Origin of the sequence: Marinomonas piezotolerans (assembly GCF_003362755.1) — a bacterium.
In the GTDB taxonomy this organism is placed as follows: domain Bacteria; phylum Pseudomonadota; class Gammaproteobacteria; order Pseudomonadales; family Marinomonadaceae; genus Marinomonas; species Marinomonas piezotolerans.
In genome coordinates this window covers 656,638-676,824 of record NZ_QKRA01000002.1, presented here as the reverse complement: position 1 = coordinate 676,824, position 20,187 = coordinate 656,638, and the positions used below count along the sequence as shown (strand labels likewise).

At 47.6% G+C, this 20,187-nt stretch carries 17 protein-coding genes; 14 read left to right on the top strand and 3 right to left on the bottom strand.

Annotated features, from left to right (window positions below):
- The first annotated feature begins 124 nt into the window (after window positions 1–124).
- Window positions 125–2,572, top strand: a complete 2,448-nt coding sequence (locus DN730_RS07170; RefSeq protein ID WP_115467507.1) for a penicillin-binding protein 1A — start codon at window positions 125–127, stop codon at window positions 2,570–2,572.
- A 49-nt stretch (window positions 2,573–2,621) separates the two neighbouring features.
- On the opposite strand, the gene DN730_RS07165 is transcribed toward DN730_RS07170, so the two are convergent.
- Window positions 2,622–3,350, bottom strand: a complete 729-nt coding sequence (locus DN730_RS07165) for a glycerophosphoryl diester phosphodiesterase (protein WP_115467415.1) — start codon at window positions 3,348–3,350, stop codon at window positions 2,622–2,624.
- A gap of 230 nt (window positions 3,351–3,580) precedes the next feature.
- Between DN730_RS07165 and DN730_RS07160 the strand changes: the two genes are divergently transcribed.
- From DN730_RS07160 to DN730_RS07150, 3 genes are read left to right on the top strand one after another with little or no spacing between them, the layout of a single operon-like run.
- Window positions 3,581–4,522, top strand: coding sequence for an HlyD family secretion protein (locus DN730_RS07160; RefSeq protein ID WP_158541188.1), 942 nt, complete (start codon window positions 3,581–3,583; stop codon window positions 4,520–4,522).
- On the top strand, window positions 4,519–5,442 hold the full coding sequence (locus DN730_RS07155) for an ABC transporter ATP-binding protein (protein WP_115467413.1): 924 nt from the start codon (window positions 4,519–4,521) through the stop codon (window positions 5,440–5,442). Before DN730_RS07160 ends, DN730_RS07155 begins: the two co-directional genes overlap by 4 nt.
- Complete coding sequence (locus DN730_RS07150) at window positions 5,432–6,568, top strand: ABC transporter permease (RefSeq protein WP_115467412.1); 1,137 nt, start codon at window positions 5,432–5,434, stop codon at window positions 6,566–6,568. Before DN730_RS07155 ends, DN730_RS07150 begins: the two co-directional genes overlap by 11 nt.
- A gap of 21 nt (window positions 6,569–6,589) precedes the next feature.
- On the opposite strand, the gene DN730_RS07145 is transcribed toward DN730_RS07150, so the two are convergent.
- Both DN730_RS07145 and DN730_RS07140 read right to left on the bottom strand, forming a co-directional pair.
- A complete protein-coding gene (locus tag DN730_RS07145; protein ID WP_115467411.1) occupies window positions 6,590–6,922 on the bottom strand; it encodes a hypothetical protein in 333 nt (110 codons plus the stop codon).
- 1 nt (window position 6,923) lies between these two features.
- Entirely contained in the window at window positions 6,924–7,502 is a 579-nt protein-coding gene (locus tag DN730_RS07140; RefSeq protein ID WP_115467410.1) for a DUF502 domain-containing protein, read from the bottom strand.
- A 183-nt stretch (window positions 7,503–7,685) separates the two neighbouring features.
- On the opposite strand from DN730_RS07140, the gene DN730_RS07135 reads away from it, so the two are divergent.
- The 10 genes from DN730_RS07135 to DN730_RS07090 all read left to right on the top strand — a co-directional run bounded on the left by DN730_RS07135 (window position 7,686) and on the right by DN730_RS07090 (window position 20,187).
- Window positions 7,686–8,600 (top strand): LysR family transcriptional regulator, encoded by a 915-nt coding sequence (locus DN730_RS07135; protein WP_115467409.1) that lies wholly within the window; start codon window positions 7,686–7,688, stop codon window positions 8,598–8,600.
- Between the two features lie 92 nt (window positions 8,601–8,692).
- Window positions 8,693–9,493: a putative hydro-lyase gene (locus tag DN730_RS07130; protein ID WP_115467408.1), complete on the top strand. Its 801-nt coding sequence runs from the start codon at window positions 8,693–8,695 to the stop codon at window positions 9,491–9,493.
- Window positions 9,494–9,586: 93 nt separating this feature from the next.
- Window positions 9,587–10,549 carry a TRAP transporter substrate-binding protein gene (locus DN730_RS07125; RefSeq protein ID WP_115467407.1) on the top strand — a complete coding sequence of 321 codons (963 nt, stop codon included), beginning with the start codon at window positions 9,587–9,589 and terminating at the stop codon, window positions 10,547–10,549.
- A gap of 68 nt (window positions 10,550–10,617) precedes the next feature.
- Complete coding sequence (locus tag DN730_RS07120) at window positions 10,618–11,133, top strand: TRAP transporter small permease (protein ID WP_115467406.1); 516 nt, start codon at window positions 10,618–10,620, stop codon at window positions 11,131–11,133.
- Between the two features lie 3 nt (window positions 11,134–11,136).
- Window positions 11,137–12,444 (top strand): TRAP transporter large permease, encoded by a 1,308-nt coding sequence (locus tag DN730_RS07115; RefSeq protein ID WP_115467405.1) that lies wholly within the window; start codon window positions 11,137–11,139, stop codon window positions 12,442–12,444.
- Between the two features lie 12 nt (window positions 12,445–12,456).
- Window positions 12,457–13,197, top strand: a complete 741-nt coding sequence (locus DN730_RS07110; RefSeq protein ID WP_115467404.1) for a 5-oxoprolinase subunit PxpA — start codon at window positions 12,457–12,459, stop codon at window positions 13,195–13,197.
- 8 nt (window positions 13,198–13,205) lie between these two features.
- A complete protein-coding gene (gene pxpB / locus DN730_RS07105; RefSeq protein ID WP_115467403.1) occupies window positions 13,206–13,922 on the top strand; it encodes a 5-oxoprolinase subunit PxpB in 717 nt (238 codons plus the stop codon).
- Complete coding sequence (locus DN730_RS07100) at window positions 13,912–14,835, top strand: 5-oxoprolinase subunit C family protein (RefSeq protein WP_115467402.1); 924 nt, start codon at window positions 13,912–13,914, stop codon at window positions 14,833–14,835. The genes pxpB and DN730_RS07100 overlap by 11 nt, the downstream gene beginning before the upstream one ends.
- Before the next feature lie 257 nt (window positions 14,836–15,092).
- Entirely contained in the window at window positions 15,093–16,340 is a 1,248-nt protein-coding gene (locus tag DN730_RS07095) for an ABC transporter substrate-binding protein (RefSeq protein WP_158541187.1), read from the top strand.
- Entirely contained in the window at window positions 16,333–20,187 is a 3,855-nt protein-coding gene (locus DN730_RS07090) for a PAS domain-containing hybrid sensor histidine kinase/response regulator (protein ID WP_115467400.1), read from the top strand. The genes DN730_RS07095 and DN730_RS07090 overlap by 8 nt, the downstream gene beginning before the upstream one ends.

Here is a 20,187-nt window from a genome sequence, read left to right as displayed (position 1 = left end):
CTATCGCTAAACACTCACGTCAGAAGACTCTGGCAAAGATACCACGATTTTGTCTTCGAACAAGCTCCAATGCTATGCCAACTTAGGTATAATGCCCGCACACCAATTAAACCAGCGACTCATCATGGCCAAGACTTTTAAAATCCTAGTAATACTGTTTATTCTGGGTGTTATCGCCGCCGCCGGGATCACATATGGCGTTTATAATCACGTCAAAGATCGCATCCCGACTGTTGAGGAAATGAAGGCAATTGAGCTAAAAATCCCGCTGCGCATATACACTCGAGACGAGCAGCTGATTGGCGAGTTCGGAGAGCAACGCCGCACTCCTCTGAGTTACGAAGACGTACCCACTGATCTCGAAAACGCCGTACTCGCAGCGGAAGATAGCAACTTCTATCATCATCCGGGTGTCGATATTATGGGGTTGCTGCGAGCGGTTTATCAGCTCGTCGCAACAGGCGAAATACAAGGCGGTGGTAGTACCATCACAATGCAGGTCGCGCGAAATTATTTTCTATCCTTTGAGCAGACTTTCACACGTAAATTCACCGAAATTTTCATATCACTTAAAATGGAAAGAGAGCTTAGTAAGCACGAAATTCTTGAGCTCTACATGAATAAGATATACCTAGGAAAACGAGCCTATGGTTTTGAAGCCGCAGCCCAAGTTTACTATGGTAAACCTTTATCTGAGCTCGATTTGGCGCAATACGCTATGATCGCAGGTCTCCCCAAAGCCCCCTCCCGTTACAATCCTGTTGTGAACCCCTCTCGCGCGTTGATTCGCCGTAATTGGATCTTACAGCGCATGTTGTCTCTCGGCATGATTGACAAAGAAGCGTATCAAACCGCTGTAGAAACACCGGTTACGGCAAAAAATTATGGCGTCGCGCCTGATGTAGAAGCGAACTACGTTGCCGAGATGGTACGCTCCCAACTATACGAAACCTATGGCGACGCATTGTATTCTGAAGGGTTAGTGGTCTACACAACGATTAATTCCCAACGCCAGAAAGATGCGAACAAAGCTGTTTACGACGGTGTGTTGGCATACGATGAACGCCATGGCTATCGCGGCACCATTGCCACCAACCCAGAGTTGGTCGATCAACCTGTCGATCAGCAGCAATCTGAGCTTGAATCCCATTCAAGTATGCCTGATTGGACCACTGCATTGGTTCTAAGCACTACTGACCAGACCGCAGAGGTTAGGCTAGCCAACGGTGAACAAGTTGAGCTGGTTTGGGACGCAATAAGTTGGGCCGCCCCCTACATAAATGAAGATTCCCATGGAGCGAAGCCAGAGAAGGTTAGCGACGTTCTAGTCAAAGGCGATATCATTCAGCTCCGCCCCGACGACAAAACCGTTTGGCGTCTGGCGCAAACACCTACCGTACAGAGCGCACTCATTTCGTTAGACAGTAAAGATGGCGCCATCGAATCATTGGTTGGCGGCTTCGACTATTTCAGCAATAAATTTAACCGTGTGACACAGTCGAAACGTCAACCTGGGTCCAACTTTAAGCCATTCATCTATTCAAGCGCATTATCCCGTGGTTACACAGCTGCGACAGTGATCAATGACGCGCCCGTTGTCTTTCATGACAGCAACCTCGCTCAAGCGTGGCGCCCTACTAACGATGGCGGTAAATTCTATGGTCCAACGCGCCTGCGACAAGCACTTTATCGTTCACAAAATGTCGTCTCGGTTCGTCTTCTGGATGAAATGGGCGTGCGACCCACATTAGAATTTCTGAAGCGATTTGGGTTTGACCCTGATCAGCTGCCACACAACCTTTCCTTGTCACTCGGCAGTGCCAACTTGTCACCCTTGCAAATTGCCTCTGGCTACAGCGTGTTTTCAAATGGAGGGTACCGCATTCAACCTTACCTTATCGAGCGCGTTGAAGATCGAAATGGCGAAACCATTTTCCAATCCAACCCAACAACGGTTTGTCATGATTGCACTCTGCTAGATAAAAGCAGTCCAGATGAACAACAAGTCGGGCTTTTCAACACGCCAAATGGTTTCAAAACCTTACCTGTCGCCCAACGCGTGTTAGATCCTGAGGTCAGCTACATCATTTACGATATTATGCGAGACGTGATTCGCTATGGCACAGGACGCCGCGCACGCGTGCTAAACCGCGATGACATCGCAGGCAAAACCGGTACCACCAATGATGGCCGAGATGCTTGGTTTTCGGGCTATAACGGTGACATTGTCACGTCCGTCTGGACTGGCTTTGACGACATGTCTCCGCTTGGTCGCGGTGAATGGGGGGGCTCAGCATCGCTTCCTACGTGGATCAACTACATGCGCCCTGCACTGGCTGAAGCGCCGAAAAGCTATATCGACAAACCTTCGTCACTGGTGACAGTAAGAATTGATCCTAAAACCGGTGAACGGGCTCTACCTGGACAGAAGGATGCGATCTTTGAAATCTTCCGTAAGGAACACGTACCACCGCAACGCATTGTATCGACACCGATCGCGGAAGGGGTTGGCGAGCGCGACTCAGAAGTTCAGGAAAATCGTACTGAAACTGCGTTAGAGAACTTATTCTAACGCAGTTTCAGGCTTCTATTTCACATGTAAGCACTAAGTGAGCGTTCACTTAGTGCTCCAAATGCATGAACTGGCGGGGGTCGTCGGTGATCACAGCATCCATCCCCCATTCCCAATGTTGTGCGACAAGATCTGGCTCATTGGCAGTGTAGCAAAGTAGCTTGTATCCGGCAGACTTCACCGCAACAGCTTGCTCTTCTGTAAGTGGCAGGTAATAGCAATTCAGACTGTATGCTTGGATGGCCGCAAGTTTCAGTAACCAATCACTGGGTACCTCTTCCACCAAATACGCCAAATGGCGCAGCGGGTTCACCTTAAAACACATTTCCAATGCAGCGTAATTGAAGCTTGAGACTAACAGTTTTTCATTGTCCTGCCAGCGCTCCGCCAATACCGCCAGAATAGGCGGTACAACAGCCTCCACATCAGCACCTTCATATTTTATTTCTAAGTTTAATCCCAACCCTAGTGACTGAATACAATCAAGCGCCTGTTCTAATGTCGGCACTTTTTCACCAAGATGCGCCTCCCCAAACCATGCGCCAGCATCCAAAGACAAAATGGTTTCCAGATTTGCATCTAGAGTCAGTCCAGAACCATTAGTACACCGCTCTAACGTATCATCATGGAAAATTACCAAACCACCTTGGGCAATGGGATACACATCAATTTCAACCCACTTAACACCCACTTCCGCAGCGGCCCGGATCGAAGCCAAAGTGTTCTCTGGCGCTAAACCAGCCGCGCCACGATGTCCGATTACTTTGCTCAATTGCATACTCAATCAATTCCCTATTGTGTCTCGACAGAATCAGCCGTCTTCAAATAAACGATTGCTCGACTATCGTACTACAACTGCCTACTGATTCACGCCACCTGTTAACTGCCGACATATAAAACATTACGTTGTTCGGTCTATCCTGAAGAAATCCCATACGAATCAATATATGAATGCTGTATTTAGCGCTATATTATTTCTATAACCGTCTATTAGGATGTATTACGACAATGATAAAGCGGCTTTTCATCACTTCAGTTTGCCTAATACTTAGTGCATGCCAAGACGACTCAGAGCATCTCGCATTAGGCACCCTTGAACGCAACCACATAAGTATTAATGCGCTAGTTAGTGAAACCATTACTGACATACTAGTTGATGAAGGGGATCACGTTACGAAAGGTCAGCTATTGGCCAAACTTGATGATCGCTACGCGCAAACCCAAGTGGCATTAGCCGAAGCGCAACTTAAACAGGCACAGGCTTCCCTTGATGAAGCCCAACACGGCGCGCGCTCAGAACAAGTAGCCTCAGCCTACGCAGCTTGGCAGGCCGCACAAGCGAGCCAAATAGATGCACAAAGACAATATCAACGCAGTCAAGAGCTGTTTGCCGTCAACGCGGTTGGACAAGCGGTACTCGACAACGCTAGGGCGTTGCGTGACCAAACACTGGCCCAAGCAAACCAAAGTCAGCAGCAATGGCTTGAGCTCAAAAATGGGACTCGTGAGGAAGTATTACAGCGCCTACAAGCACAGGTTGATGCAGCGCAGGCACAGCTCAACGCCGCACAGATAACCCTTACCCGGTACCGGATTATTGCGCCACAAGACGCGGTTGTTGATAGCGCACCATGGCAATCAGGAGATTCTGTGACCACGGGGGCCGCACTGTTTCGACTTATCAAGAATGGCACACCTTACGCTCGGATTTATGTGCCGCAAGCGGCGAGGACGACATTGAATCAAGGCGAGCAAGTCAGGATTAACATCTCGGGATATACAGACCCTTTCGTTGGCATTGTACGTAATATTCGTAGCGAGCCTGCTTACACACCTTACTACGCGCTGAATGAAAAAGAGCGAGCCAGATTGGTATATTTAGCTGAAATTACACTCCAAAACGCGGAACAAGTGCCAACAGGCACACCATTGGAGGCCGTTCTGAAATGAGCCAAGATGTGGTCATTCAAAGTCGTCAATTAACCAAGACGTTCAGTTCTGGTACCGCTGTTAATCAACTTGACCTGAGTATACCCAAAGGCACTATTTATGGATTCCTCGGCCCTAACGGCTGTGGAAAATCGACCACTATACGGATGCTAACGGGTCTATTGGAACCGACATCAGGTGAGATCGAGTTATTTGGCATTCCCATCAAACACCACGAAGAGGCACTCAAGCAGCGTATTGGCTACATGACTCAAGCATTTTCTCTATACAACAATTTAACCGTTTTAGAGAATCTCAACTTTGTCGCAGCGATCTACGGACTAAAACGGACACATCGTAAAGCTCGTGTTCAGAAACTTCTGCAACGTTATGACCTTCTAGGGAGAGAGAAGCAATTAGCGGGGTCGATGAGCGGAGGCCAAAAACAGCGTCTAGCCTTAGCCTGTGCCACATTACACAAGCCCGAACTTCTATTTCTTGACGAGCCAACCTCGGCTGTGGACCCCGAGAATCGGCGTGATTTTTGGGAGCATCTTTTTGATCTATGCGATCAAGGCACCACAATTCTCGTCTCCACTCACTATATGGATGAGGCCGAGCGTTGTCATGCACTAGCAATTCTAGAAGAAGGTAATAAACGCGCCGATGGCTCCCCAAAAAATCTGATGGCTAGTATGCCTGCGACGGTAGTGGAGGCCAGTGGTAATGATCTACGTGGTCTAAAGCAATCCCTCAGTCGACACAGCACCATCGTGTCCGCGGCTCAGATAGGGGCCAGACTTCGCTTGCTCGTACGCCAAGACATCAACGACCCCATAGGTTACTTGCAAAGTTTGAGTTCAAGTCATCATTTTGAGTTGGCCCGTGCCAGCCTAGAAGATGTCTTTGTCGCTTCGACCGGAGGTCGTCATGTGGGTTAGTTTAGCGAGAATCTGGGCGGTAATGCTCAAAGAGCTCAAGCAACTGTCTAGAGATCGCATGACCTTTGGCATGATTGTGATGATCCCTCTGATTCAGTTAATGCTGTTTGGGTATGCCATCAATACCGATGCGCGGCATATCCCTGCTGGTGTCGTTGATCTCGCGAGCAACCAAACCAGCCGATCCATTTTGCAAGCAGTGGAAGCGACCCAAGCGGTTCGTTTCAACCACAACTATCTCTCACCTCAAGCCGCCAGTGGTGCCATTGTAAGAGGTGAGGTGAAGGCGGTTTTAATACTTCCTGAAGACTTAGACCGACGACTTTTGCTACACCCAAATAGCGCCGCCCAAAGCACATCAACAACGTTAGCTCGTCCTATTGGCCAATGGCTGGTAGACGGATCTGACACTCTCATTGCGGCAACGGTACGCAGCCTACGAACGATGCCATTGAATGATGTATCGGGTCACCCCCCTCAAACGCTTCCACCCACGTTTGAGGTAGTTCAATGGTTTAACCCTGAACAACGCTCCGTGGTTAATATCGTTCCCGGGCTGCTAGGCGTTATTCTCACCATGACGATGATTTTATTTACATCGGCTGCCATCGTACGTGAGCGCGAACACGGCAATATGGAATTCTTAATCAATACGCCGATTCGCTCTTTTGAGTTAATGCTGGGTAAGATTATCCCATATGTCTTCGCAGGATTGATTCAGGTAAGCATTATACTCGCGGTCGGGCACATTCTATTTCACGTACCCATTCGTGGCGGGTTAATGTCACTGTTTGGTGCGTCCTTATTATTTATATTCGCCAGCCTGACACTAGGATTGGTCATCTCTACCATCGCAAAAACTCAGCTTCAAGCGATGCAACTGACCGTGTTTATATTACTGCCTTCCATCTTGCTGTCTGGCTTTATGTTTCCATATCAAGCGATGCCCGTGCCAGCACAATGGATAGCAGAAGGCCTTCCCGCTACCCACTTTATCCGCATGGCACGCGCGATAGTATTGCGTGATGCAACGCTCTCTTCTGTAGAGTTTGATGCCTTTTGGCTACTCGGGTTTATCTTAGTTGGCTTGCTGGCGGCATCGCTAAGATTTCGGAAAAAATTGTAATCAACCCAACCCTCAAAGGCGCTACAAATCAGCCAGAATCGCTTCAATTTCGTATTTCTTTGCACGCGATTTAAAGAAGTTAGCAATCACTGATGCTGCTGTAATACCAATTAATGCGGACAACATGTCATCATTGCCATAACTGATAATGAAGCTGTAGATCAGTAGACAACTACCGAAAATCAATATTAACGGCTGATAAGACACTTTAAGCGCTCCAGTCTGCTCATTCTGTACAATGGTCACACCATAAAAGGAGCCAATTGAGCCGACATAAATCCGTCTTGGAAAGGTCTTTAACTTTGCTGGGTAACCTTTTTCCTCCAGCAACACAGCGATTTGTTCTAATTGCATATCAAGTACTCGTTGATTGCACACCACCGGTCACAGCGATGCGCATGCCCTCTTCCATCGTTAAGTCAAGAGCGGTCAGTTTTTCACGTGAAACATAGACCGTCATCCCACCAATTTGGTAGCTTAACGGTAAATACACGCCCACTAAGTCTGCGTCACCGAATAATCGCTGACCGGTTTTTTCCCCAGTCACAAAGCCGATGACCTGCATCCCTTGAATCTCTAATGAGACCACACTTTGCAGCTCTTGTTTCTTTGAAAGATTAAATACCGTCATCATATCTCGAATTGCGCCATAGATGGATTTCACCAATGGAATACGCTCAAATATGCGGTGACTCAGCTTCATCAAGTAGCGAACCCCATAAAGGTTCACGAACAGGCCAATCATAGCCAATAATACTAAGCTGGTTGCAAGCCCCAACCCTGGAAAGTAATAATCTTGAGGGACAACCAGCAGGACCAACGGCTTGGCCAAGCTTTCCGCGGTCGATAATATCCAAAACAACAGATAGACGGTCAGCCCTATTGGCAATACGGCCACTAACCCTTTTAACATCAATGTAATGAGACGGTTCATAATATGCTCCAAACAGATACTCAGAGCATACAAAAGCCATGCCGCGTTAGATAGCGCCGTGATAGAAATCTTTTGACAAGAAGCGTGTCAATTAAGCGCATTTCTCACGCAGCACACTGTTAATTCCCTTGTCGCGCTCACCATAGCTAAGTACTCTGAGTGCTATTAGCTAGGAGATACCATTTGAATCACAAACGTTTAGAAACCTTTGTCTGGGTTGCTTCGCTGGGAAGTTTTCGCAAAGCCGCTGAGCGTATGCATACGACCCAACCTGCCATTTCAGCCCGAATCGCCAACTTAGAATCTGAGTTAGGAGTCAAACTCTTCGAGCGAGAAGTAGGCTCTAGCCCGATCGTGCTAACGGCCAAAGGCAAAGATCTTCTTCCTTATGCGGAGAAGATTCTTTACCAGTCAGAGCAGCTCCGTAAACGGGCAGGCAGCACCTCAGCGTATTCAGGCGTATTACGATTGGGGGTTTCAGAAACCATCGCACACACTTGGTTATCAACCTTTTTAGGCCGTCTTCACAGCGAAATGCCCAACCTAGACGTCGAACTTACCGTTGAAATTACCAGTACTTTGTCGGCAGGGATCAAAGATCGCTCCATCGATCTCGGTTTTCTCATGGGGCCGCTTAATGATCCTAATATTGTTAACTTAGATCTCTGTACATTTTCCTTATCATGGGCCGCCAGCCCACAGCTCGACTTGCCAGATCGACTACTGTATCTAGAGGAGCTATCTGCTTGGCCAATTATTTCCTATGCGAGAAACAGTAAGCCGTTTGTCGAAATCTCTCACAAGTTTAGAGAGCTGGATGGACCAGCAGTACACTTTTTCACCTCTACTTCGCTGGCCGCATGCCGCAGTTTAGCGCTCGATGGTGTCGGTATCGCTACGATGCCTGATGTCATGATTAAGAAAGATTTAGAGGAAGGCTCGTTGAAACGAATTCGCGCGATCTGGACGCCAACGGAGCTTAAATTTACGGCATCGTACTCGAATGAGCCGTTTAACCCGATTGCCGAGGTCGCCGCTCGTATTGCTGCGGAGACAGCAAATGAATACGCGAAAACCTTGCTTGATAAAAATAATTGATCAAAAACACCAAAAAAACACGATTAGACTTTTTATAGCGAGCGCTTCTACTCTTAATTCACACCAACTGTGATAATAATTAGGAAGCCAGCATGTCTCATTCGTCATCTAAGCTGCTTATTGAAACGGCCCAATTACGCCAAGCCATCCGTCGCCAAGAGCATACGGGGCCAACCAGCGGCCTTGCTACAGGAGCCATGCAAGGTAACGTTGTCATTTTACCGCAAGCATACGCCAACGAATTCCTACTCTACTGTCAAAAAAACCCCGTTGCTTGCCCCTTAATTGGTGTGTCCGAAGTCGGCGACTACCGTCTTCCGACACTTGGCCACGACATCGACATTCGCCACGATGTACCAGAGTACTATGTCTATCGCGATGGTGTGAAAGTCGAAAGTCTCAACGACATCGAAGCTCTGTGGCAAGAGGACATGGTGGCCTTTGTTCTAGGCTGTTCGTTTTCATTCGAGCACGCTCTGTCAACCGCTGGCCTTCCGCCTCGTAACATTGAGTTAGGGGTCAATGTCTCAATGTTTGAAACGAATATCGCAACCGTGCCTGCGGGGCGTTTTCACGGCAACACCGTGGTAACTATGCGCCCCTACACACCAAAAGATGCGATACGAGCCATTCAAATCACCACACGCTTTCCAAAAGCTCATGGTGCGCCACTGCATTTTGGTTCCCCTGAAGCCATTGGCATTCGCGATTTAAGTCAGCCAGAATTCGGCGATCCGGTCACTATCAAAGATCAGGAAGTCCCCGTCTTCTGGGCGTGTGGCGTCACGCCGCAACTCGCCATTCGCAACGCAAAACCACCAATCTGTATTACTCATGCACCGGGCAAGATGCTGATTACAGACATCCTCGATACTGATTTAGCAGTGCTCTAATTTTTTTGCTTTACCGCTCGCTAGACTTTGGCTCTGACGAGCGGCGATTTTCATCACAACAACACTAACCTTCACAACGAAAGGACAGGAACAATGAAAAAACTAACCACAGCAATTGTCATGGGCAGCCTCATGTCTACCGCCGCCATCGCCGATAAATGGCACATGCCTACCCCTTATGGGGATGGCAATCTGCCGACACAAATTGCTTATGGCTTTGCCAAAGACATCCAAGACGCAACCGGTGGAGAGTTGGAGATAACCGTCCATTCAGGCGGATCTTTGGTCAAACATACCGAAATCCCCCGCGCGGTGAAAACCGGTCAAGTACAGCTTGGCGAGGTGTTTCTAGGTATTTTAGGCAACGAGCACCCTGTGTTTAAGCATGACAATATCCCATTTTTAGCCACCTCCTTTGAGGACTCTAAAAAATTGTGGGAAGCGGCTAAACCGGCGGTTGAAAAGCAACTGGACCAACGCGGCATGAAACTACTTTATGCGGTTGCATGGCCAGCACAAAGCCTTTACACCGACATGCCAGTCAATCAATTAAGTGATTTAAGTGGTTCAAAAATGCGTGCTTACAGCCCGTCGACGTCTCGTCTCGCAGACCTGATGGGTACGACACCAACCACTATCCAAGTACCTGACATCCCGCAAGCATTCAGTACAGGTATCATCCAAGCTATGATCACCTCCCCATCTACGGGTGTGGATAGCCAAGCGTGGGATTATGTTAACTACTACACGGATGTTAAAGCCTGGATTCCGAAAAACATTGTCGTCGTCAACAAACGCGCGTTCCGCCGACTAGACAAAGATGTACAATCAGCCATCCTAACGGCCGCTGAGCACGCCGAAAAAATGGGCTGGGAAAAAGTGGCCGAACGCGCCGCAAGTGACAAACAAAAACTCATCGATAATGGCATGAATGTAAGCGACCCTTCTGCGAAGCTTATCAGTGAATTGCAAGCAATCGGCAACACCATGGTTGACGAATGGAAAGCAGAAGATCCTAAGGAAGTAGGTGCTATTTTAGACCGTTATAATCCGTAAAAAACCGCGTATAAACGCCTCGCGCCTCCCTATCCCATTGGGAGGCGCTTGCTAAACCCGAGATCATCATGAAGACATTCAAAGAGACTTGTTATCAATTATCCGGCTGGCTTTCTGGCTTCTGCATTGTTGCCATCACGCTACTTTTACTGGCACAAATCGTTGGACGTTTTTTTGGCTTCATCGTCCCATCCGCCGAAGACTTTGCAGGGTTTGCATTAGCGGCGTCCACTTTTTTCGGTCTTGCTTATACCTTCAATGAAGGAGGCCACATTCGAGTGACATTGCTGATTCAACGTCTGAATAAAGGCCAACGAAAAGTACAAGAAGCCGCCATCCTTACGCTGGCACTTGGGCTCACAGGTTTCATTGCTTATTCATGCTGTTACATGGTGTACGAGTCCTATATCTATGACGAAGTCTCTTATGGTTACATACCCATCCCCCTTTGGATGCCCCAGTTACTTGTTGCAAGCGGCGCCGTTGCCTTGGTTTTGGCTGTATTCGATGCATGGCTTAGCGCTATCCGTGGACAGTCTCCCAACTACATTCGTCACGAAGACGAACTCTCGCTAGAGGAATAAGTCATGGACCTTACATTAATCTCCATTATTCTAGCCGTGGGCATGCTCGCTATGCTGGCCTTCGGTGTTTGGGTCTCCTTTACTCTGATTTTTATTGGCGGCTTAGGCTTGGTGCTGTCTGAGAATTACCAAATTGGATTGTTGTTTTCCACGTCCGCATGGGGCGCAAGTACTGCTTGGTCGTTAACGGCATTACCGCTGTTTATCTGGATGGGTGAAGTGCTCTTCCGTACACGTTTGTCAGAAGACCTATTCAAAGGTTTATCACCTTGGTTGGGCGGTGTACCTGGTAAATTGTTTCACGTGAATATTTTAAGTTGTGGCATTTTTGCTGCTGTATCTGGATCATCTGCCGCCACCGCTGCAACCATTGGTCGAATGACCCTGCCTGAGTTAAAAAGACAAGGGTACAGCGAGCGTATGGCTATCGGTACACTCGCTGGTTCGGGTACATTGGGCCTGCTCATTCCTCCTTCCATCATTTTGATTGTGTACGGTGTTGCGGCGGAAGTCTCGATTGCCCGCCTGTTTATCGCCGGCGCGCTGCCTGGCTTACTGCTAGTCAGCCTGTTTATGGGTTACACCATGATATGGGGGCTATTACATAAAGACGAACTACCAAAACAAACCCAAGCGCAAGCCAGCTGGTCGGTACGCTTCAAAGCACTAAAACAGCTACTTCCGGTAATCGGCTTAATTGGCTTTGTCTTAGGATCAATATATGGCGGTCTCACCACGCCAACTGAAGCGGCAGCGATAGGTGTTACGGGTGCATTGTTTATTGCAGCTGTCACCGGCTCGTTAAGCAAAGCTAGCTTTTTAGATAGTCTGATGGGCGCGGTGAAAAGCTCCTGTATGATCACCTTCATCCTAGTGGGTGCGCACTTTTTGACCTTAGCAATGGGTTTCTTGGGCATACCAAAAGAGTTGGCGGTATGGATCGGCAGCATGGATCTGTCACCCATGGCATTGATCCTTTATTTGACCATTCTATTCGTCATTTTAGGCTGCTTCCTTGATGGTATTTCCGTCGTCGTACTCACCGTGGCAGTCGTCTTACCAATGGTGCAAGCAGCGGGCATCGACTTACTTTGGTTTGGCATTTTCATCGTATTAGTAGTAGAAATGTCACAAATCACCCCACCCGTAGGATTCAACTTATTTGTCATACAAGCTCTCACTGGACGAGATATTCTTTATGTTGCACGTGCAGCTTTACCTTTTTTCTTACTGATCGCTGCGGCCATCGTGCTAGTGAGCTTGTTTCCCGAGATCGTCACGTATCTCCCCACAACGATGTCGCAAAGTTAACAGGAGCGTTTTATGAAACTTAATTGTGATATGGGCGAAGCATTTGGGGCATGGCCCATGGGGCTAGACGAGCAAATCATGCCTTATATTGATCAAGCCAATATTGCGTGTGGCTTCCACGCTTCTGATCCCCTTACCATGAGCAAAACAGTGGCATTAGCTAAGCATCACGGAGTCACCATTGGCGCCCACCCAGGATACCCAGATCTAGTAGGATTCGGGCGTCGCAATATGGACATCGCCTCTACAGAATTGAAAGCCTTGATCCAATATCAAGTTGGCGCATTGCAAGGCATCTGTCGAGCACAGGGTGTTGAGGTGGCCTATGTGAAACCTCACGGCGCACTGTATAACACAATGATGAAAGATTTCAGTGTGCTTGAAACAGTGATGCAGGCAGTCAGTGAGCTGGATTCCTCATTGATCTTAATGGTCATGGCGATCCCCGAAGTAGAGGAAGTGAAAGTCCTCGCTCAAAAATACGGCCTTCAGTTATGGTTCGAAGCTTTTTCAGACAGACTGTACAGCGATAGCGGCCGACTGACGCCGCGCAGTCAACCACTTTCGGTCCACCAAAGCTTTGATTTAATTGAGGCGCAAGTATTGCAGTTAAGTCAATTCGGCACCTTGACCACCGAATCCGGTACGTCACTAGCGGTCGAAGCAAATACGATCTGTGTTCACGGTGATGGTGCTCACGCTGTTGACGCCGTCAAACGCATCCGCGCCGTTGTCGAAGGCTCAAATGGGTAAGAGCTCCTATGTATAATACTACGCCTACTACACCTGAGGTTCGCATTGATATGGTCAGCGAGCAAGCATGTCGCCTGACATTTTCGGCAACCATCAGTAACAAGACGGCAGATCAAATCACGATAGTCTCACATCATTTGAGAAAGATCGCAGGCATCATCGATTTGATTCCATCATACACAACGCTACTCGTGATTTTTGATACGGATCACTACGATCGTTTTGCCATTTGCCGACAAGTGACAACGCTTGTTCAATCATTAGACTTTGATACCGCCGCCGACCAAGATGCCCGCGAAGTGGTGATTCCTGTTTACTACGGTTCTGAAGTCGGTCCAGACTTAGAATACTTAGCAGAGTATTGCCATTTAACGGTAGAAGAAGTGATTGCGCAGCACTCAAAAACGGCCTATCGAGCTTATGCTATTGGCTTTACCCCAGGGTTTGCGTTCTTAGGTAATACGCCTGAGGCCCTACATTGTCCGCGTAAAGATACTCCGCGATTAAAAGTCCCAACAGGCAGTGTTGCTGTCGCGGAACAGCAAACCGCGGTTTACCCTTCTAGTACGCCTGGAGGTTGGCAAATCATTGGTCGCACACCATTACAACTCGTGGATTGGGGGAGTGAAAGTCTAGCCCTTATTGAAGCGGGCGACACAGTCAGATTTGAGCCCATTTCACGGGATGAGTTTTTAGCACAAGGGGGCACACTCGATGGCTTTTAATGTTTTAAAATCCGGTATGCTGGCGCTTGTGCAAGACTTAGGACGTCATGGTTATCAACACCTTGGTGTCACCACAGGTGGGCCGATGGACGAGCTCGCGTTTCGTTGGGCCAACGCATTATTGGATAATCCAGATAACAGTGCGCAAATCGAGATAACCTTTGGAATGTTCACGCTGGAGGCTCAAGCGCCGACCAGCATCGCACTGACAGGGGCTAATCTGGGTGCCACGCTAAATGATCGCCCAATTTTGCCATGGCAAACGCATGCGATTCAAAAAGGCGACATTCTGCAGTTCAAACAACCTTCACATGGTTTGCGGGCCTATTTGGCCGTTAAAGGCGGCTTTGACGTTGCACCAATATTAGGCAGCGTTGCAACGGTTATGCGGGAGTCGTTGGGGGGGCAAACGGGCAAAGGTCATAAGCTACAAAAAGGGGACGTGCTGCCCTATACCGCTACGTCAAAGCACGATCAGAAAATTGTGCCTCGCATTGCCATCCCAAATTACGACAGTAAAGACATCGCTGTGGTAATGGGTTATCAATTTGACACATTTTCGGGGCTGGATCGCGCACGCTTCTTTGGTAGTGAGTTTACGGTTACACCACAAAGCGATCGAATGGGTTATCGAATGAGTGGACAAGCCATCAATGGTAATAAAAAAGGGATCATCTCTGAGGGCATCGCTTATGGATCGGTGCAAATTCCCAATGACGGCCAACCTATCATCTTATTACGTGATCGTCAGACCATTGGCGGCTACCCGAAAATAGGCTGTGTCACATCGTTTAGCGGCGGCCTGCTATCACAGAAACAACCTGGTGATACGATCGGTTTTCAATGTGTTTCCGTGGATCAAGCCGAGCGAGAGCGTCATTTACAACTGGCTCGTATCGCGCAATGGCGCTAGTCATTTAATCCATCTCATCAAGCGCTCTAGTCATATTGCTTTGCCTAGAGCGCTCCTTACGAAAAGCTATTTTGACTCTCTTCTCCTACGGCCAAATCGCCTTTTGGTTACAATGACAACTTAAGCGTTTAACAGAACGTGACAAATCCCCTACACGACAAGACATTAGTGCTACTAAAATTAATGTCTACTATTTAAGCTAATACGAATATATCCTCGATACTGCTAATTCGATGAACCGAAGAGAATATTGTGTCATGACAAATTTGCACAGACGCCTAATACACCGCATTTTTTTTATGCTCTGTGCGGCATTCAGCCTAGGCGGAGCTGGGTATGCAGATTCCCTGAAAATAGGGTTTACCGGCCCCTTTACAGGACCTAATGCGTTCTTGGGTGACAGTGTTGCGCACGGTCTACGGTTAGGCATACAACATACAAACGCTGCCAAGACGCTCAATTATGACGTGTCCTTTATTGCTTTAAACGATGAATATAACCCAGAGAAAACCACTACAACGGTTAATCGGCTCATCCATGATTTTAAGGTGCAAGCGCTGGTCGGCAGCATCGGCACACCGACCGCCATTGCATCGCTACCCATTTTAGAGCGATATGACATCCCCCTGATTGCGCCGATCACTGGTGCGGATATATTGAGAACCGAGCGCGCCAGTCGTCATATCTTCAGTTTTCGTACAACGTACCAAGAAGAATCATTCTATTTGGTAAAAACTCTCATTTGTAACCTAGATATTACCGGTGATGAAATTGCCATTCTGGCCCAGAAAGATGCCTATGGCGATGCGGGGGTACAAGGTCTGATGGCGGCGCTCAATCACTATGGCGTTAAGAATGCGGACAACGTCCTATTAATTCGTTACCTGCGTAACCATACTTCGGCTTCCCACGCTGCGGCGGATATTGTATCGAGCTTTCCTACGCCAAAGGTAGTGTTTCTCGTAAGTACATCCGCGACCAGCGCACAACTCATTAAAAACCTAGATGAAGTAGGCATCTCACCTTTATTTGCGGCCCTCTCTTTCAGCGGCTTGGAATCGTTAGCAACATTCACTCAAACCACACGTGCTACGACTCTCGTGTCACAAGTTACTCCGCCCTTAACAGAAACCAACCTCCCTTTGATCAAAGAGTTTTTAGAAGACTATGAAAGGTACAGCCAGGACGCCTCGGCCCCTACCACCCTGGAGTTAGATGGCTATATCTCAGCACGTTTTTTCGGGTATATTCTTAGCAAGTACCACCCCAATACACCACCAACCAGTACAGAGATCATTACAACGTTAAAAAATTTAGACGAGTTTGATTTAGGGTTAGAGACGATGCTTTCCCTTTCAAGAAAAATCAATTCCGATACGTTAGCGCCACCCAAAATTTGGCTAAGTGCGGTACTGGATGGTGAAGCCGTGAGCGTATCCAACAATCAACAGGCCTCAATCCACATAGAAGCGATACCATTCTCTGTAGGAGCGCAGAATGAGTAAACCTCTGCATACACAAGTGTCCGTATCCTCGTTGGTATGGATTCTCGCGACGCTTGGTCTTCTTTCATCGATTGTCGGCACAATAATACTGACGAACACGATGCAAGATCTACGTGGCAAACAAAAAGAGATTCGGACACAACAAGCAACCATCCTAGACGCTGCGGCAGAGCTACGAGAAATTGTCCCAGAAAAACGCAGCCGCCTACGGCAAGCCCTGTTTGATGGGGCCAATCAGATACAAGATGACCAAGAGCGAACCGATCGCTATACCGCCGCTGTTGATACTCTCCGCTCCGCCATGCCGCAAAATCCTAGGGCAGTTTCTGTCGGAAACGCGATGCACAATCGCGGACTCGATATCGAAGAGATTACTGCGAAAATAAACACTTGGTATCAAACAAAATCAGAATTCGAGCGACAAGTCGCCAGTAACAACCTGCTTGAAAAGGCACTATTCAAGGCCGATGCCCTAAAAAAAGTACTCTATGGCCTCTCTGGCCGTAACCGGCTAAAAGAAAGCCGCATGCTCTATTTCTTCTATCGATCAAGTGATCCGTCTGAGCAGCTCGCACTTGCGCGTCAATATATGGACCTTCAGTCCTCCAGATTAGAGTCTTCCTTAAAAACCATCGTAGACGACATTGCCACGCTCGAAGTCACGATTAATCTAGCCTCCACCGCCACGACACCGGAGCAGCTACATCACCTACTTAACAATGAATTTAGTCCAGCGTTTGACCAATTAAGTTATGTCGCGTCCCAAGCGAATAATGAATACCCAGAAAGCACTCAGGAATTTAAGCGTTTATTGAAAGAACTCAAAGCCATACTCGTAGGTGAGCAAGGCGATATTGACTACGACGCTAACGTGCTGAACTTAGAAGCTCGGGGGCTCTTTGCTGAACGCCTACAAGCGTTAAACTTAGAAACGCAAAAAACAGCATTGAACCAAGCACTGGAAATCATTTTTTTACCTTTGCCTAAATATCTAGATGAAGTCAGTGACATCGCGCGTGTGCGAGCAAGCGAATTCGAAGTACAAATGAATCAACAATTGTCTCGCGTCTCCCATACGATCATTTGGATCTGTGCTTTAACGATTACAGTACTGACCCTTTTTGCATTGGCCATTTCTCATCGCGTGAAACGCCAACTCGCAGAATTAAGCGAAAGTGAGGATCGCTTCCGCTCAATGTTTGAAACGTCGCCAGACCCAGCTTGGATCATCGTCAACCGAGCCATCACCCAGTGTAACGACGCGGCCGTTAACACACTCGACTATGGGAACAAATTTGAGCTTATATCACGTACGTTAGAGGATCTATCGCCATCGGGTCAGCTCGATGACCCTCAGTATGAATCGTATCTCAATGATGTATTCAGCCAAGTTGAGCAACACGGGCATTATCGCTGTGATTGGCGTTTTTGCCAAAAAACTGGTCAGCAGCTTTATGTCGACATGACACTAATTCGTGTCATGTACCATGACTCACCCGCCATCATTTGCACATGGCGAGACATCACCGACCGTTACAACAGGCAACAGTCATTACAGGCCTATAAAGAAGAACTAGAGCTAGAAATTGCAGATCAAACCCGTGCGCTTCAAGAAGCAAAGGAAACAGCAGAAAACGCCAGCCACGCTAAAAGCGACTTTTTAGCTAACATGAGCCATGAAATACGGACGCCGATGAATTCAATCATCGGTATGTCCTATCTTGCCCTGCAAACGGACCTAGATAGTAAGCAGCGTAATTACATCCAAAAAGTACGAAATTCTGCGGTCTCGCTACTCAGTATCATCAATGACATTTTGGATTTTTCTAAAATTGAAGCGGGTAAGGTCGACATTGAAACCACTCCTTTCCGCTTGCAAGAAGTGATGCAGGAAGTAGCCAGTACCCTAGGCTTAAAAGCGGAAGAAAAAGACCTAGAGCTGATCTTTGACATCGACCCAGACGTACCACAGGTCGTTGCTGGCGACCCCACGCGCCTGAGACAGGTGTTGCTAAACCTAGGTAATAACGCCGTTAAATTCACACAGTCTGGCGAAGTCATTATCAAGGCCGCTTATCTGAATCATACAGGTGAACACATCACCCTAAAGTTCTCTGTTCAAGATACTGGGATCGGTATTTCAGACGCACAGCGTAGCAAGCTGTTTCAATCTTTCTCACAAGCAGACACGTCGACTACACGGCGCTTTGGTGGAACAGGATTAGGGTTAGCCATCTCGAAGCAACTCGTTGAGCTGATGGATGGTGACATTCAAGTATCAAGTGTTGAGAATGAAGGCAGTACATTTGCTTTTACGATACGCTTTGATCGCGTTGAAGATGAAATCCCTGATTATCACTGGTCTCAGGAACTCGACATCCATAAAGTCCTTGTGGTGGATGATAACCAGAGTGCAAGTGACGTGCTTAGCGCCAATATTGAGGCGCTTGGCCTGACGTGTGACTGCGCTTCAAGTGGCATAGAAGCCCTTGATAAGTTAGCTGCCATGAAGCAGCAAGGCAGTGCTTACGAACTGATCTTAGTCGATTGGAAAATGCCTGATATTGATGGCGTCGAAACCTGCCGCAGAATTATTGCAGCACACACTGACGAGGATACCCCTCCAACCATTATCATGGTGACTGCCCATAATCTCGACCATGTAAAAGCCGCGTCTCAAAATATGCCCGTAGCGGGTTTTCTCACCAAGCCCATTACCATGTCCAACCTATTTGACTGCATCGCAAACACCTATGGAATGCAGCATTTGACGACCTCAGAATCAACATCTCAATCGGATGAAAAACACTATGAAGAGCTAAAAGGCGCTAAAATCCTGTTAGTTGAGGACAATGAGATTAACCGTGAGCTAGCCACTGATTTGCTATCTCAGACAGGTATTCATTTAAGTATTGCGGTGAACGGTGAAGATGCCCTAAATATTCTTCAAGAAAAATCATTTGATTTAGTGTTGATGGACTGTCAAATGCCTGTCATGGACGGTTACCAAGCCACCAGAGAACTACGCAAACAGGCGAGGTTTGCCGACCTGCCCATTATTGCCATGACAGCCAATGTCATCAAAGAAGACATTCACCATGCACTGGCTGCTGGAATGAATGATCACATCGCCAAGCCCATTGTTATTAATGAGATGTTTTCAACGATATCGAAGTGGCTATCGAAGGGGCAAAAGCTTATTACGCCGCCCCTCATTAGTGACGTATCAACTCATGACACAGATATCTCTGAGTTGCCAGATTGCACCTTGATTGATACCAACCTAGGTTTGGAGCACACCCAAACACCGGAGCTTTACAAACGCTTACTTCGCCGTTTTCTGCAAGAGCAAAGAACCTTTACAGACGGATTTCAGCTCGCTTTAGAGCGCTCAGATTACACATCTGCAACAAGACTTGCTCACACGCTTTACAGTACATCCGCTACACTAGGTATATCAACGGTAGCCAAACAGGCGAAAACACTCGAGACGGCAATTGAGAGAGGGCAAGAGCATCAAGCAGAATTAACAGCCTTAAACCATGAACTCGACCAAGTTATTGAGGCTCTCACACAATGGGAAGCGACATTACCCACATTAAGTACAACCGCCTCGGGCATGGAGGCTAACGTTGGCAAGAAATGTGCAATGCTAGATCAGTTAAGCAGCTATATTTCGCAAAATTTAATCGAGGCGAAAGACATTGCGCTCGATATAGAGCATTATTTCACAGGGTCTGAAGAACAAAAGCTGATGCAAAAAATCATCCACACGGTCAATGTTTACGATTTTGATAGAGCTGCCCAACATCTAGCAGCGCTGAAATCTCGTATAACACAAGAATAA

Excerpts from the sequence above, each read along its gene's own strand:
- pxpB (WP_115467403.1), top strand. The coding sequence starts at position 13,206 with ATGTATAATACTACGCCTACTACACCTGAGGTTCGCATTGATATGGTC.
- DN730_RS07145 (WP_115467411.1), bottom strand. The coding sequence starts at position 6,922 with ATGCAATTAGAACAAATCGCTGTGTTGCTGGAGGAAAAAGGTTACCCA.
- DN730_RS07140 (WP_115467410.1), bottom strand. The coding sequence starts at position 7,502 with ATGAACCGTCTCATTACATTGATGTTAAAAGGGTTAGTGGCCGTATTG.
- DN730_RS07165 (WP_115467415.1), bottom strand. The coding sequence starts at position 3,350 with ATGCAATTGAGCAAAGTAATCGGACATCGTGGCGCGGCTGGTTTAGCG.
- DN730_RS07130 (WP_115467408.1), top strand. The coding sequence starts at position 8,693 with ATGTCTCATTCGTCATCTAAGCTGCTTATTGAAACGGCCCAATTACGC.
- DN730_RS07120 (WP_115467406.1), top strand. The coding sequence starts at position 10,618 with ATGAAGACATTCAAAGAGACTTGTTATCAATTATCCGGCTGGCTTTCT.
- DN730_RS07160 (WP_158541188.1), top strand. The coding sequence starts at position 3,581 with ATGATAAAGCGGCTTTTCATCACTTCAGTTTGCCTAATACTTAGTGCA.
- DN730_RS07100 (WP_115467402.1), top strand. The coding sequence starts at position 13,912 with ATGGCTTTTAATGTTTTAAAATCCGGTATGCTGGCGCTTGTGCAAGAC.
- DN730_RS07090 (WP_115467400.1), top strand. The coding sequence starts at position 16,333 with ATGAGTAAACCTCTGCATACACAAGTGTCCGTATCCTCGTTGGTATGG.
- DN730_RS07125 (WP_115467407.1), top strand. The coding sequence starts at position 9,587 with ATGAAAAAACTAACCACAGCAATTGTCATGGGCAGCCTCATGTCTACC.
- DN730_RS07150 (WP_115467412.1), top strand. The coding sequence starts at position 5,432 with ATGTGGGTTAGTTTAGCGAGAATCTGGGCGGTAATGCTCAAAGAGCTC.
- DN730_RS07115 (WP_115467405.1), top strand. The coding sequence starts at position 11,137 with ATGGACCTTACATTAATCTCCATTATTCTAGCCGTGGGCATGCTCGCT.
- DN730_RS07095 (WP_158541187.1), top strand. The coding sequence starts at position 15,093 with ATGACAAATTTGCACAGACGCCTAATACACCGCATTTTTTTTATGCTC.
- DN730_RS07170 (WP_115467507.1), top strand. The coding sequence starts at position 125 with ATGGCCAAGACTTTTAAAATCCTAGTAATACTGTTTATTCTGGGTGTT.
- DN730_RS07155 (WP_115467413.1), top strand. The coding sequence starts at position 4,519 with ATGAGCCAAGATGTGGTCATTCAAAGTCGTCAATTAACCAAGACGTTC.
- DN730_RS07110 (WP_115467404.1), top strand. The coding sequence starts at position 12,457 with ATGAAACTTAATTGTGATATGGGCGAAGCATTTGGGGCATGGCCCATG.